Origin of the sequence: Bifidobacterium pseudocatenulatum DSM 20438 = JCM 1200 = LMG 10505, from assembly GCF_001025215.1 — a bacterium.
Lineage (GTDB): Bacteria > Actinomycetota > Actinomycetes > Actinomycetales > Bifidobacteriaceae > Bifidobacterium > Bifidobacterium pseudocatenulatum.
The window spans coordinates 1,790,566-1,803,864 of record NZ_AP012330.1; the positions used below are offsets into that span (position 1 = coordinate 1,790,566).

12 protein-coding genes are annotated in these 13,299 nt (G+C 58.6%); 2 read left to right on the top strand and 10 right to left on the bottom strand.

Translation table 11 applies throughout. The features are described from left to right. Window positions 1-84 precede the first annotated feature (84 nt). The 10 genes from BBPC_RS07370 to BBPC_RS07415 form a co-directional block, all read right to left on the bottom strand. Window positions 85-810, bottom strand: a complete 726-nt coding sequence (locus BBPC_RS07370; protein WP_004221295.1) for a Crp/Fnr family transcriptional regulator — start codon at window positions 808-810, stop codon at window positions 85-87. Between the two features lie 171 nt (window positions 811-981). Further along, a complete protein-coding gene (locus BBPC_RS07375) occupies window positions 982-2,124 on the bottom strand; it encodes a lipoate--protein ligase family protein (protein ID WP_004221294.1) in 1,143 nt (380 codons plus the stop codon). Then, entirely contained in the window at window positions 2,124-2,867 is a 744-nt protein-coding gene (locus BBPC_RS07380) for a TM2 domain-containing protein (RefSeq protein ID WP_004221293.1), read from the bottom strand. The genes BBPC_RS07375 and BBPC_RS07380 overlap by 1 nt, the downstream gene beginning before the upstream one ends. A gap of 172 nt (window positions 2,868-3,039) precedes the next feature. Further along, window positions 3,040-4,080: a 3-isopropylmalate dehydrogenase gene (locus tag BBPC_RS07385; RefSeq protein WP_004221290.1), complete on the bottom strand. Its 1,041-nt coding sequence runs from the start codon at window positions 4,078-4,080 to the stop codon at window positions 3,040-3,042. A 132-nt stretch (window positions 4,081-4,212) separates the two neighbouring features. Next, entirely contained in the window at window positions 4,213-6,663 is a 2,451-nt protein-coding gene (locus BBPC_RS07390; RefSeq protein WP_117659770.1) for a S9 family peptidase, read from the bottom strand. Between the two features lie 148 nt (window positions 6,664-6,811). Then, complete coding sequence (locus BBPC_RS07395) at window positions 6,812-8,047, bottom strand: App1 family protein (RefSeq protein ID WP_004221286.1); 1,236 nt, start codon at window positions 8,045-8,047, stop codon at window positions 6,812-6,814. Between the two features lie 109 nt (window positions 8,048-8,156). Continuing rightward, a complete protein-coding gene (gene gcvH / locus BBPC_RS07400) occupies window positions 8,157-8,561 on the bottom strand; it encodes a glycine cleavage system protein GcvH (RefSeq protein ID WP_004221283.1) in 405 nt (134 codons plus the stop codon). A 55-nt stretch (window positions 8,562-8,616) separates the two neighbouring features. Then, a complete protein-coding gene (gene nudC / locus BBPC_RS07405; protein WP_004221282.1) occupies window positions 8,617-9,705 on the bottom strand; it encodes an NAD(+) diphosphatase in 1,089 nt (362 codons plus the stop codon). A 132-nt stretch (window positions 9,706-9,837) separates the two neighbouring features. Further along, a complete protein-coding gene (locus tag BBPC_RS07410; protein WP_004221280.1) occupies window positions 9,838-10,686 on the bottom strand; it encodes an alpha/beta fold hydrolase in 849 nt (282 codons plus the stop codon). 131 nt (window positions 10,687-10,817) lie between these two features. Further along, entirely contained in the window at window positions 10,818-11,438 is a 621-nt protein-coding gene (locus BBPC_RS07415; protein WP_033524328.1) for an NUDIX hydrolase family protein, read from the bottom strand. A 190-nt stretch (window positions 11,439-11,628) separates the two neighbouring features. Here BBPC_RS07415 and trxA point away from each other — a divergent pair, with 190 nt between their 5' ends. Continuing rightward, window positions 11,629-11,994, top strand: a complete 366-nt coding sequence (trxA, locus tag BBPC_RS07420) for a thioredoxin (RefSeq protein WP_004221272.1) — start codon at window positions 11,629-11,631, stop codon at window positions 11,992-11,994. 247 nt (window positions 11,995-12,241) lie between these two features. After that, on the top strand, window positions 12,242-13,240 hold the full coding sequence (locus BBPC_RS07425; protein WP_004221269.1) for an aggregation-promoting factor C-terminal-like domain-containing protein: 999 nt from the start codon (window positions 12,242-12,244) through the stop codon (window positions 13,238-13,240). Window positions 13,241-13,299 lie beyond the last annotated feature (59 nt).

Below are 13,299 nucleotides of genomic sequence, written 5' to 3' on the forward strand. Positions count from 1 at the left end.
ACTAATCAACCGGCCGATCGCAGCCATCACGGGTTTCTCACAAACAACCGTAAAACTTGAAAAACACTGGAAAACAGTCGAAAATTATCGTCTCGATCGTCGAATAAGCATGCCAGGCTGGTAGATGATGATGGAACGGCCCTCACGCGCAATCCATCCACGGTTGGCGAAATCCATCAGCGCCTTGTTCACCGTCTCGCGCGACGAACCGACCAGCTGCGCCATTTCCTCCTGCGTCAGATCGTGCGGCACCTTCAACCCCGCCTCGACCGGCTCGCCGAAGCGTGACGCCAGATTCAGCAGCGTTTTCGCCAAACGTCCCGGCACGTCCATGAACACAAGCTCCGAAATGCGCTCGTTGTTGTCACGCATGCGATGCGCGAGCACCTGAAGCATGTCGACGGCCACGCGCGGATGCTCGTCAAGCCATGCGAACAGGGCGTCATGCTCAAGCCATACGACTTTCGTGTCACTGGTCATGGCCACGGCGGACGCGGTGCGCGGTCCACCATGCGGATCGAACACCGGAATCTCACCCAGCACTTCGCCGTACGCATGAATGCTCAACAACTGCACACGTCTGTCGGACGATTGCCGGATCAGTTTGACGCGCCCGCGTTCCAGCAGATACATGCGGTGATCGGTGTCGCCTTCGCGGAAAATATAGTCGCCCTTGCTGTATTCGGCATGCTGCAGATGCGGCAGCAGTTCCTCCGCCTCTTCGGAAGAAACCTGCTTGAACAACGCGGTGTGCAGCAACGTCGCGCTTTCGCCACTGGGTCCACTATTGGTCTCGTTTGGCGTAGCCATTTGTCACACCTCCGTTCATAGGCACATCCTCTGGGCACGCCGCCAGGCGTGTTGCCGGGCGCGCTGCCGCGGCTTCGAAAGCTTGTTGCGATTCCACATGCCCTCACGGAACACCAAGCTTTCGTAACGTTCTCATTGCCCTTGATATCAGGGGCGGCTTCGACCATCGGGCTACATTGTAACTCGCCTGGCGGCGTCGAGCAGCCGTTCAACCACGTCTTCACGACTCATGCCCGTCTGCGAGCGCATTGGATCGACTCGTTTTACCGCTGATTTCACCGCTTTGTCCGACATTTTCTCACGTGAGGTGTTCAATACCCGCCCCATTTTTTCCGCGTCGATATCGTAGGCGAGGGTCACGTGGTGCAGTATGGCGCCAGGCCCTCCCTCTACTGGTGTGAATCGGCGTTGTGCGGCTCCGCCGAGTTTGCCGTATTGCGTGGCGATGTCGTTGAGTCCGGCGAATCGTACGTCGAGCCCGAGTTCCTTAAGCGCGCGCACCAGCCAGAAATCGCAGAGCCGGTATGATTCCTCGATGCTTATGCCTTGGGTGAAATCGAACGGCGCGTACAACGAGTAGGTGATGGTATTGCCCGGTTCGATGAACATCGCCCCGCCGCCGGTGCAACGTCGGACCACGGTGAATCCTTCCTTCTGCGCGACCGCCGTATTGACTTCGTCTTCGAGCGACTGGAATTTGCCGATGACCACGGCCGGAGCGGCCCATTCCCAGATACGCAGCGTGGGTTCGCGTTTGCCTGCCGCCACTTCGCGCGCCCATGCGATGTCGGTTTCCATTTGTTCGTTCGGGTCGCGCGGCTTGTCGTGGATGACGGTCGGTTTCAGGTCCCGCCAGCGTTCCAGATATTCCTCTTGTGTCAGCGCATTATGCATTCCCGGTTGTTCCCCGGAATATTGTTTCGTGGACCTCGCGATATTTCCGTTGCCCGTTGCATCTTCCGCATTACGCGATTCACTGCCTGTGATTGCGCGGAGAAAAGCGATGGCAATGCCTTCTGCCGTCATACCCACCAATCGCACGTTCGGATAGTTCGCGGTAATCGCTTGCAATCGTCGCGTAATGTCGCGTGTGGGCGCGCCTCGCTGGCTTTGCAGCAAGTTTTCCCAATCCTGCAATAGTCGGCGGGAATCCTTGTCATCGCCGTCAAGAAAGAAATCGCCGTCGATCCGACATTGTTCCACGGATTGGATGGAACTTGCACATTCGCGGAAATATGCTGGAATGTCATCAGAAAGCCGGACGGAAACCCCTACGAGTTTGCCGCCCGGCTGCTTATACAGCCCTCTGCCCATCAATCTTGAAGTTCTTGGCCGCGCCCATCGCGGTGCCAGTTGGACCCGTAGCTGGAGCACAGGATGAGGACTGCTTCGATCAGAGCCCAGATTCCGGAAATGATCGGTCCGATGAGGATGATCCATCCGATCAGGGTCAGCAACAGCTGGGCCACGGCCTTGCCGGTGTATCCCAGATAGAAGTTGTGCACGCCGAGGGTGCCGAGGAACAGGCCGAGCAGGCCGGCGACGATCTTCGACTTCTGCGCGTAGCCATAGCCGGGCTGCTGTTGGGTCGCCTGATAGTAGGTCTGCTGCGCGTAGGTTGGTGGCTGATTGTATGCGGACTGCGTGTATTGGGGCTGAGTCGGCTCCTGATAATAGGGGGTCTGCGCCGATTGTGCGTAATCCGTAGGTCCGTACGTCGGCTGGCCGTAGATGGGCTGTGCAGGTTGCGCAGGCTGAGTCGGCTGCCCGTAAGCGGGAGCGGCCGAGCCATATGCGGGGACGGACGAACCGTAGGCAGCCGACTGACCATATGGCTGACCATTGCCGTACGTACCGCCGGGGATGTTGTTGCCCTGCGTACCCGGGGCATATCCCTGCACGGGCTGCTGCGATGCGTACGGGTCGGGATTGTGCGGCTGTGATGCAGGCTGATTGTAGCCATCCTGCGACTGCCTGTAATCGGCTTGAGTTGAATCGTTCGTCGCGAAATACTCGTCTTGGCCGGAACCGTTGTAATCGGCATTGTTGTCACTCATGGTTTCAACAATATCCCATAATTTGCCTTGTTGCTTTCATCCACCCTGAAAGCAATCCCTGAAATCCCCCTGAATATGCGAGACGCCTGTCGAATTCAAGCATGAACTCGATTTCGACAGGCGTCTCAACAGGCGAACATATCCGGCGCAATCATGCGTTCCGGATCATATGTCACATGCGTGCCAGAATGTCGCGTCCGACCTCGTCGGTGGAGCGGGTAGCGGATCCCAGCTCTTCGATGTCCGCTTCGACGGCCGCATCGATCTTGGCCGCGGCGTCGTCGAAACCGAGGTGGCGCAGCAGCATGGCCGCGGAAAGGATCGCGGCGGTCGGATTGGCCTTGTTCTGGCCTGCGATATCCGGTGCGGAACCGTGAATCGGCTCGAACATGGACGGGTATTCGTTGGAAGCGTTGATGCATCCGGAAGCGGAGTATCCGACACCGCCGACCACGGCACCTGCCTCGTCGGTGATGATGTCGCCGAACAGGTTGTCAGTGAGGATCACGTCGAAGCGGGACGGATTCGACACCATGAAAATGGTGGTCGCGTCGATATGCAGATAGTCGTGGGAAACTTCCGGATATTCCTCGGCGACCTTATCGACGATGCGCTGCCACATGTCTCCGGCGTTGACGAGCACGTTCTTCTTGTGCACGAGGGTCACATGCTTCCTGCGCTTCATGGCCAGCTGGAAGGCGTAACGCACCACACGTTCCACGCCGTAGGCGGTGTTGATGGAAACTTCGGTGGCCACCTCGTTCGGGGTGCCGCGGCGAACCGCTCCGCCGGCGCCGCAGTACAGGCCTTCGGTGCCTTCACGCACCACGACGAAGTCGATATCACCCGGGTTGGCGAGCGGGGAGGTCACGCCCTTGTACAGCTTGGACGGACGCAGGTTGACGTACTGGTCGAGATCGAAACGGAGCTTGAGCAGCAGGCCACGTTCGAGAATGCCGGCCTTGATACGCGGATCGCCGACTGCGCCCAACAGGATCGCGTCGGTCTTCTTGATGCGTTCCTCTTCCTCTTCCGGAAGAATCGCACCGTCACGCAGGTAACGTTCGGCGCCAAGATCGAAATTCTCGTAATCGAATTCGGCAACGCCCTCGGCCGCCTTCTCCAGAGCCTTCTGAGCCCACGGAGTCACTTCCTTGCCAATGCCATCGCCCGGAATGACGGCGATGGTGTACTTCTTTGCAGAATCACTCATAGCACGCGACTCTAGTCAACGAATCAGCACGTGGACTTAAAACGCTCAACTAATGGACACTCCATGCCGCTTTCCTGTACGAAACACACGAAAAGCATGAATCATACGAATCTCACAAATCGCACAGCCTAATCAGCTGGTAATACCCATCACGCCAAGACACCAAGCATTCTCATAGGAGATCTCCTCCCACTGCTTGTACCTTCCAGACGTACCCCCATGACCAGCCTCAACCTCAATCTTCGCCACGGCATCCACGCCTGCACGCTGCAGTCGGGCCAACCATTTCATCGGCTCCACATACAGCACACGAGTGTCATTCATCGACGTGGTAATGAAAATCTTGGGAAAAACCGCAACCCGCGCATCATTTGCATCAGACGGCGCATTCTCATACGGCGTATATTCCTTCATATACCGATACACGTCCGCATTATGCAGCGGATCGCCCCACTCATCCCACTCCGTAACCGTCAACGGCAACGACGGATCAAGAATCGACGTCAACGCATCCACAAAAGGCACATCCGCCTCAACGCCCGCGAAACATTCGGGAGCCATATTCGCCACGGCACCCATCAACAGGCCACCGGCGGAACCGCCATCGGCCACCGTGCGAGCAGGCGACGCCAAACCGGCACACTGCAACGCACGCACGGCATCAACGAAATCCTCAAACGAATGCTTCTTATTGAGCAAATGCCCCTGCTCATACCAAGCACGACCCATCTCACCGCCGCCGCGAATGTGCGGCACCGCATAAAGCACACCACGATCAAGCATGCTGATGCGAGACACCGAGAATCCCGGATCCGAACTGATCTCATACGCGCCATACCCGGTAACGAACATCGCCGAATCACACGCAGGCACATCCCTGCGCCACACCAAGGAAACAGGAATGCGCTCGCCATCGCGGGCGGTGACCCACACCCTGCGCTCCATGTATTCGCGCGGTTCAAATCCACCAAGCACCGTGGCACGCCTCAACAGGCGATCCTCGCCGGTCGCCGGATCGATATCATGCAGTTCGCCGGGACGCGTGTAACTGGAGAACGAGTAGCGCATGCGGGGCGCATCATACGAAGGATTGCCTCCCACACCAATCGAATACAAGCGCCGGGTCTCCCCCGGCATCGCATCGGCGGTCGCACCATCCGATGAGGTCATCGCCTTGCGGGAAACCCCATGCACGGCCGACCCCTCGCCTTGCGCGGCGGCCAATTGGTCGAGCGCGCCCCACACTTCGGCACGTTCCTCGTTGATCTCGTCCACCGACTCGTCGACATCCCAATCGTCTTCCAACGCGTGGGGAACCAGCTCGGTGAACTTCCATGGACGCCCCGCAAGAAAATCCTCCGCAGCGGCATCCTTCGTCATCACCGCAATATGCGTCAGGCTTTCCGCCCGGTACTGCAGCGCCACATAATGCCGGTGAATCGAGATCCCCTCAATGCCAAGACCATGCGCGCCCTGCAAAATGGCTGGATTGCAGGGATTGGAATACGGTGTGCCGATCGGCATCTCAGAAGCGCCCGGTTCGACCTCGTCGCCGTGCTCGCATCCGTACGGCGAACCGACGGCCACACGCACGCCCTCACCCAAACGGTACGGGGGCTCATGGGAGCGCATGTCGATCACATCGATTTCGAAATTCGGGTTCAACGCATTGTGATAGACCACGGCGAGCGGAATATCCTCACCGCGTTCGCCGGCACCTTCGAAACGGCTGAAACTCACGTCGTATTCCACGTCCTGCTCGCGCGGAATGAACGCGCGGAATTCGCCTTCCGGATCGTCGGTGGAAAGCAGCAGCACTTCGGTGGTAGTCTTCGACCCGGTGCCGATCACCAGATTGCGTTCGTCGAACGACAGGCCGATGCCAACCCAGAATCGTTCGTCCTGTTCGCGGTACACCTCCACATCGTCGACGATGGGAGTGCCGACGCGGTGCCTCATCACCGCGTATGGACGCCACGCGTCGTCGAGCTTCACATAGAACACCCATTGCGCGTCCGGTGTGAAGCAGGCGCCACCGATGCCCTTGAACACTTCCGGCAGTTCCTTGCCGGTTTCCAAGCTGCGGATGCGGAAATCGTAACGTTCGTCGCCGCTGGTGTCGGTGCCGTACAGCATCCAACGTCCGTCTTTGGAAATATCCATGCCGCCGATACGGAAGAAATCATGGCCTTGCGCTTCGGCATTGGTGTCGAACACCACTTGTTCGCCGTCGATGGGCACGCCGATTTCAATGGTTGGCGGATCCCAATCGTCTGCGCCTCGAATAGGCACACGGCATTGCACCGCATACTGCTGGCCCTCCTGGGTGCGTACGAAATACCAGTAGCCATCCATGCGTGTCGGCACGGACATGTCGTTTTCCTGAACGTGCGACTTGAGCTCGTCGAACAGTGTGGAGCGTAGGGTTTTCAACGGTTCCATGCGCTGCTCGCAATACCGGTTCTGCGCGGCGACGTAATCCTGCACGTCATGCGATTCCTTGTCGCGCAGCCATTCGTACTCGTCGATGAAGGTGTCGCCGTGGAATACGCGCTCCTTCGGCACACGCTTCGCGATCGGCATCCCGCATTTGTCTTGCACGCTTTCGTCGCTTTCTCGCGCGCCCGTTGCGCCCTGTTCACCCCGAAAATCAGTCATGCACGCGATTATACCGGCATTGCATTCCCAATCCCACGCGGCACGCACCCCCTGCTCCGGGCGTACGAAAAAGTCAGACGCCCATCTGTTGTTTCAGGAACGGCAGCATGGTTTTCATCAGATTCGAACCGGTCGTTCCCGTGAATACCGGGACATCGGTGACCGGGATCGGCTGCGTGACCGCACGCCCCGCAACGGTGCCGAGATTGCCGGCGACTTCGCGTGGAGACAACTGCCGGATGCCGATCGCCAGCACACGCCCTGGGTATCGGCGTGCGATCGTGGCGTACGTGGTCGGATCCCTCTGCCCGTCATCGCCGATCAGAATGAACTTCATATCAGGAAAATCAGCCATCAATTGTTCGGCATACTCGAGTTTGTGCTGCACTCCGGAAGGAATGAACGTTTTCGGGCGAGGATCGAGGTCGCGCAATAGCAGCGGACCTTCCGGAAAACCATGGTTGGCGATGAAATGCCGGATCGAGCTTTCCACATTCCATGGCGATGTCGACAGGTAGAAGAACGGCGCGTCCGGGAACATGTCCGCAATGCGGTTGAACAGCAGGTTCATGCCCGCAACCGGCATTTTCTTCTTTGGATCGAGCAGCAGCAGATTGTAGGCGGCTTTCATCAGGCTTGGCGCCTGCGTGACCATGATGGTGTCGTCCACGTCGGAGATCACGCCGACTTTCGTACCGCTGGGGATGGTGAACAGGTTGGCTGTGACCGGTTTGCGGCTGCGTACCTTGTATGACACGTCGTGCACGCCCGGTTCGAGCGAATGTTCGGCCACGAGATCGAGATATCCTGCGGAATCGGAGGCTGCGAATTCACTGGAGACATTGCGCTGCGCGTCCACTTCGTCGTGCACTTCGGACGCGCCCACCTGCACGGTTTCGAGGGGCACGCCGTCGATGGCGATGCGCACCTTCGTATGCGGCGAGGGGATGGTGAGCATGGCACGGATGCCACGGGTCAGACGGCCCGCCTGACGTTTGAAGGGCCCGTACACGGTTCGGCAGATCAGTCGAGAGTAATGTTCGGTGCCGTAGCCGACATATGGTTCCACGCGCGGATACCAGTTGAGATTGAGCACCATGCTTGTTGAGAACGTCACCCACTTGTTGAACGCTCTGGTAATGGTGCGGCGGAACAGTCGTGTCAGCGGAGGCTTGACTTCGATGCGTTCGTGTTTCGAAGCCGCGTCGAAGGTGGTGACCACCTTGCGTGCGGGAATGGGCACGGTCGGCATGTCATCTTCGGATATGGAATCCGGTTCACGCTGGGGCAACGGCTGCGGTTCGGTCATAACCCCACTATAAAGGCGATTATTGAATTACCTGGTACCCCAGCGTGAAAATCAGGGATTTTTCAGGGAATACCGATGATTTCCCATCCAATTTCCCGAATCGTGCCGTTCACTGAGCCACGATGTTGGCGTATTCCTCGGAGGAAAGCAGTCCCGGCTCGTCATCCTCAAGTTCGATTTTGAAAATCCAGCCTTCGCCATACGGGTCACCCGTTACGATGCTTGGATCGTCGGCGGCCTCGTTGTTCACATAGCGAATCACGCCGGCCACCGGAGTGACCAGCGGCGTGACCGCCTTGGAGGATTCCAGTTCCGCCACCTCGTCGCCCGCCTGCACTTCGGTGCCGACTTCCGGCAGATCGATGTACACGAGTTCGCCAAGCTGGTCGGCCGCATATTCGGTGATACCCACCATGGCCGGCTCGGTGGAAGCATCCACCCACACATGCTCGTCGGAATATTCAAGATGCTCAGGCACATCCAGATTCGGCTTGTTATCGTTTTCTTCGCTCATGAAAGCTCATTCTACGTCAATCGTATGTATTTCCCTAGAGCAGTGCCGAAACTTGTTACGGGAGGTCGTGGCCGAGCCATTCTTCGATCATGTAGCGGGCGATGGTGGCCTTTCCGGGAGCTTCCATACGCCCTGCCACCAACTCGTTCATGTATTCGTCGCGGGTCACCCAACGCGCCTGCAGGGTCTCGTCGCCGTCCACGCGCACGTCGGTGGTGTTGGCCACGCCTTTGAACGCCATCATGAGCGATGCGGGGAACGGCCATGGCTGCGATCCCAAGTATTTGAGTTCGCCGATGTCTATGCCGACTTCCTCTTTGGCTTCGCGCCGGCAGGCATGCTCCAGGTTTTCTCCGGCTTCCACGAAGCCGGCCGATACGGAGTACAGTCCGGTGTTGCGCCATGCGCTGTTGTGTTGCAGCAGCAGACGGTCCTCATGGTCCACGATCGCCGTGATGACGGCCGGTTCCACTCTGGGGAACAGCAGTCGCTTGCCGTCCGCTTCGCTGGTGCAGCGTTGCGCCCATCCTCCCAACGCCGGTTCGGTCGGAGCGCCGCATGTGGGGCAATGACGTTGGCGCGCATGCCATACGCCCAGCGAGATCGCCGTCGTGGCCTGGCCTGCCTCGCGCGCGCTGGCATGCGGTGCGAATCCGCGCAGATCGACCCAGTCGAATCGTTCCGCAGCGCTTTCCAGCAACGATTTCGACGTTTTCGCTTCCGGTTCGTGCTGTTCGCCGAACGCATCGTCCGCGCCCATATGCTCGCTGCTTGCGGCCACCGTCTCCGCGGCTTTCACGCGAGACACGTCAACGGCGACCACGTGTTCGTCGCGTTTGCCGCCATACGATCCAAGGAATATGGCGAGCGCCGTCGGATGCGTGTGCAGTTCCGCCGCCACGTAGGCGCCGGGCAATTGCGCGAGACGCATATGCACGTTGGCGTAGTCCGCGATGGCTCCCTGTCCGCGCGGCACCGCCACCATGCCGTCTTTGACGAGAACGACCTTCGTGGCCGGCTCCAGCAGCGCCGTGTCGAACAGGTCGGGTTCGCCGCGTCTCGAAACCTCATAGTCGATGTCACCTTGCGCAAGTGGCAGGAACGGCAGTGCCTGAGTCAGCGCCAATGGTGAGAACACGCTCATCGCTTGCTTCTTTCCTTGAATACGATTGATAGAGCGGATATTTTTTCTCTATTCCGTATTTTCTTTTCTATTTTTTTATATCTTTTTTGTATTTCTGATTGCGATATTGACGGCAGCGGCGGAAAATACCGGCTACTGCACCCTGCGCACCAGCGCGAGCAGCGCGTCGGCAACCGCCTGCGGATGCTCGTATGCGCTGAAATGCCCGCAATCGAATATCACCGTCATATCCGCGCTCGTGCCTGTCATCGCATCGGCGATCGGCGTCATCACGCTCGGAGGGCTCGACGGATCCTTGTCGCCGCAGATCACCGCAACCGGTGCTGTAATCGCAGGCAACACATCGTTCAGATCCGGGCGCCCAGCCGCCATGCGCTCACGCCATGCGATGCCTTCGGCAGGCTGTTCGTTGATCCACGTCGTGAACTGTTCACGGTAGGCGGCCGACTGTTTGATGGTGGAATCCTCAGGTGTGGATGCCGCAAATCCCATCACCGGCTCATGCGTGCCCGTCGATTCACATGCTTCGGCGATCGCGATGCGCTTCGCGCGCATCTGCGCGGAATCCGCCGCGGCCTTCGTGTCGCACAATGCCAACGCGGCAACAGCTTCGGGGTGCAGACGCTGAATGTCGAGAACCAGATAGCCGCCCATCGAAAGGCCCGCCCAAATCGCCTTGTCGTAACCGGCCGCATGCAACATCGCGACATAGGCGTCGGCCATATGGTCCAAACCGTTCGGGAAAGCGCCGTCCGCGTCTTTGCCGCCACTGATCTCATCGGAAGGAATCGGCCCTTCTCCCGCACCGGGCATGTCGGGACCCCAGATCGGGAACCGTTTCACACCATGTTCCACAGCGGCCGCCTCCAACGCCTCCGCACATTCGTCCCACATGCGGTGGTCCACGGGGAACCCGTGCACCAGCACCACGGGAAGCCCCTCGCCCTCGCAATACACGTTATTATGTAATTCGATCGTCATCGTCTCACTCCGTTCCTCTCCCCTATATTGCCTATGTATCTATCGCTTGCGCTGCCTGCATTCGCAAGCTGCCACGCGCTTTCCTGGCGCCCACGGCCGACCGGTTTCGACGTCAACCATAAGCCTGTCGGCTACCTGCCGGCCCAAGCGATCGCCTGACGCACAATCGTGCCATATCCGTTGCTCATCTGGTTTATGAAAGTGTCGAGGATCTCGCTGTTCGTGTTGACCCATTCCACGTCAAGCGTCTCATCCTGCGGCTTGCAGTCGCCCGCGATCGGCACCACGTAGCACAATGCGATCGCATGCTGGCGGGAATCGAAATAATCGGATAGTCCCGGCGTCGGGAAAAACTCGGCCACGGTGAACGGCTGCAGACTCACCGGCAGCTGCGGCAACGCGATATCGCCCAAATCCTTGGCGACATTACGCGCCACGGCCTCACGCAACGATTCGTGATAGAGCACGCGCCCGGCAATCAGCGTTCGCTCGATACTGCCGTCGTCAGACACGCGAAGCAACGATCCGACCTGTGAAACACGCCCCAGATCATCGGTGCGCACCGGCACCACAAGCACGTATGGAATCGGCATTTCGCCGCGCATACGGTTGATTTCGCCGGAAGCAAGCCATCCTGGAGGATTACCTATTCCGCGAATGAAATCCTCCGGCGTAATGTCGTCGAATTCTCCGCGACGACGGCCTGCATCGAAATCGCCCTCGTCGGGCACTTCATCATTCATCACTGGCATAGTCCCATTATCACGCATCTTGTGTGAATTGGCTGGAAAAGAATGCGCCGAAAGACGATTCTTCTGACAGCGGATATTGCATATGCCGGGAATGCGGCGGGTTGGGACGCGGTTATATACTCCAAAGCAATCGCATACGAGGGGCGTAGCCCGTCACGCGCGTCGATGGAACGAACAGCAAGGAGCAATCATGGCAACGCATGCGGTCACTTCGCAGGATTTCAATCAGGTCGTCGAATCCAACGATCTGGTATTCGTGGATTTCTGGGCAACCTGGTGCGGTCCGTGCCGTGCGTTCGGCCCGACGTTCGAAAAGGCAAGCGAAGCGAATCCTGACATTTATTTCGCGAAGGTCGATATCGACCAGAATCCGGATCTCGCCTCCGCCGCCAAAGTGCAGGCCGTGCCGACCTTGATGGTGATCAAGAACCAGCAGATCGTATTCCAGCAGGCTGGCGCGTTGCGCGCGTCGGATCTGGACGATCTGATCGCCCAGGCCAAGGAGCTGGACGTCAATGCGGCCGCTGCCGAAGAGGCTACGGAACAGGCGCAATAAGGCGAATATCAAAGGATCGCAAAGGTGCCGTTCGATGGCGAAACATCAACGGCACCTTTTTGCTTTGCACGCTTGTTTTGCATGCCCGCTTTGCCTGCCTGTTACATATGCGCTCGCCCGGATTCCATGGCATGGAGTAGAATGTCGCGTTGGATATGCGCTTTCCGGCGAAGCCTGAAGTGGCGGCGCACCGCATGCCGTGCATGTGTGAATTCGTCGAGGATCTGAACGCGCGTTTAGGAGCAGAATGGCTAACCACAGCAAGCACGCCCGATCGTCTACCTTCGCCATGCCGAGCAAGTCCTCGCTGGTGAAGATCGCCGCAACGGTCGCGGCGGTGGGCCTGTTGGCTACCGGCGGCATTGTGTCGCGCAATCTTTACACCTCCGCGGAGCAGAACACGGCCAATCAGGTCACGGCCTTCTCCGTCACCGATTCCGCCGAAGCATCCCGTGGCAACGCCCGTGAGCTGCTCAATGGAGACACCTCGTACGTCACCGTGAAGATCAACGGCAAGTCGCGCGTGGTGCCCGGTACCAATTTCACCGACGTGAAGTCCGTGCTCGACGCGGGAGACATCACGCTCGAACCGGAAGACACGGTCTCCCCTTCGCTCACCACCAAGGTGGATGAGAAGACCGTAATCACCATTCAGCGTGCCGGCGCAAGCGTTGAGGTTTCCGACACCGCCATCGGTTTCAATGTCGTCAAGAAGGAAACCTCAAGCCTGCCGGAAGGCCAGGAGAAGGTTGAGACGGAAGGCGAAGAGGGCGTGATGGAAACCACGAACCTCGTAACCAAGTCCGGCGACACCGTGGTCTCCTCCAATATGATCAGCTCGTATGTGAAGAAGGCTCCGGTCGACAAGGTCATTCTCGTCGGCACCGGCTCCACTTCGTCGTCGTCCTCCAGCGCTTCCGCGTCGATCGGCACCACTGTGCCGGCGGGCGAAATGCAGCAGTGGGCTCACGATTATCTGCTGTCGAACGGCTACACCGAAGCCGATTTCACCGCCACCGTATACATCATCACCCACGAGTCCGGCTGGAGCGTCACCGCAACGAATCCGAGTTCGGGCGCCTATGGTCTGCCCCAGGCGTTGCCTGGCAGCAAGATGGTGAGCGCGGGCGCCGATTGGGCCACCAATTATCAGACTCAGCTCAAGTGGTTCTGGGGTTATTGCGCGCAGCGTTATGGTTCCATTCAGGGAGCCTACACGTACTGGCTGGCCAATCACTGCTATTAAATCGCGATTGATCATCATTGATTGATTCGATGATGATATAGTTTGAGCTCCGTAATATT

Bases quoted from the DNA above. Each gene is read 5' to 3' on its own strand.
- BBPC_RS07385 (WP_004221290.1), bottom strand. From the start codon at position 4,080: ATGAGTGATTCTGCAAAGAAGTACACCATCGCCGTCATTCCGGGCGAT.
- BBPC_RS07370 (WP_004221295.1), bottom strand. From the start codon at position 810: ATGGCTACGCCAAACGAGACCAATAGTGGACCCAGTGGCGAAAGCGCG.
- BBPC_RS07375 (WP_004221294.1), bottom strand. From the start codon at position 2,124: ATGGGCAGAGGGCTGTATAAGCAGCCGGGCGGCAAACTCGTAGGGGTT.
- gcvH (WP_004221283.1), bottom strand. From the start codon at position 8,561: ATGAGCGAAGAAAACGATAACAAGCCGAATCTGGATGTGCCTGAGCAT.
- trxA (WP_004221272.1), top strand. From the start codon at position 11,629: ATGGCAACGCATGCGGTCACTTCGCAGGATTTCAATCAGGTCGTCGAA.
- BBPC_RS07425 (WP_004221269.1), top strand. From the start codon at position 12,242: ATGGCTAACCACAGCAAGCACGCCCGATCGTCTACCTTCGCCATGCCG.
- BBPC_RS07390 (WP_117659770.1), bottom strand. From the start codon at position 6,663: ATGCCGATCGCGAAGCGTGTGCCGAAGGAGCGCGTATTCCACGGCGAC.
- nudC (WP_004221282.1), bottom strand. From the start codon at position 9,705: ATGAGCGTGTTCTCACCATTGGCGCTGACTCAGGCACTGCCGTTCCTG.
- BBPC_RS07395 (WP_004221286.1), bottom strand. From the start codon at position 8,047: ATGACCGAACCGCAGCCGTTGCCCCAGCGTGAACCGGATTCCATATCC.
- BBPC_RS07415 (WP_033524328.1), bottom strand. From the start codon at position 11,438: ATGCCAGTGATGAATGATGAAGTGCCCGACGAGGGCGATTTCGATGCA.
- BBPC_RS07380 (WP_004221293.1), bottom strand. From the start codon at position 2,867: ATGAGTGACAACAATGCCGATTACAACGGTTCCGGCCAAGACGAGTAT.
- BBPC_RS07410 (WP_004221280.1), bottom strand. From the start codon at position 10,686: ATGACGATCGAATTACATAATAACGTGTATTGCGAGGGCGAGGGGCTT.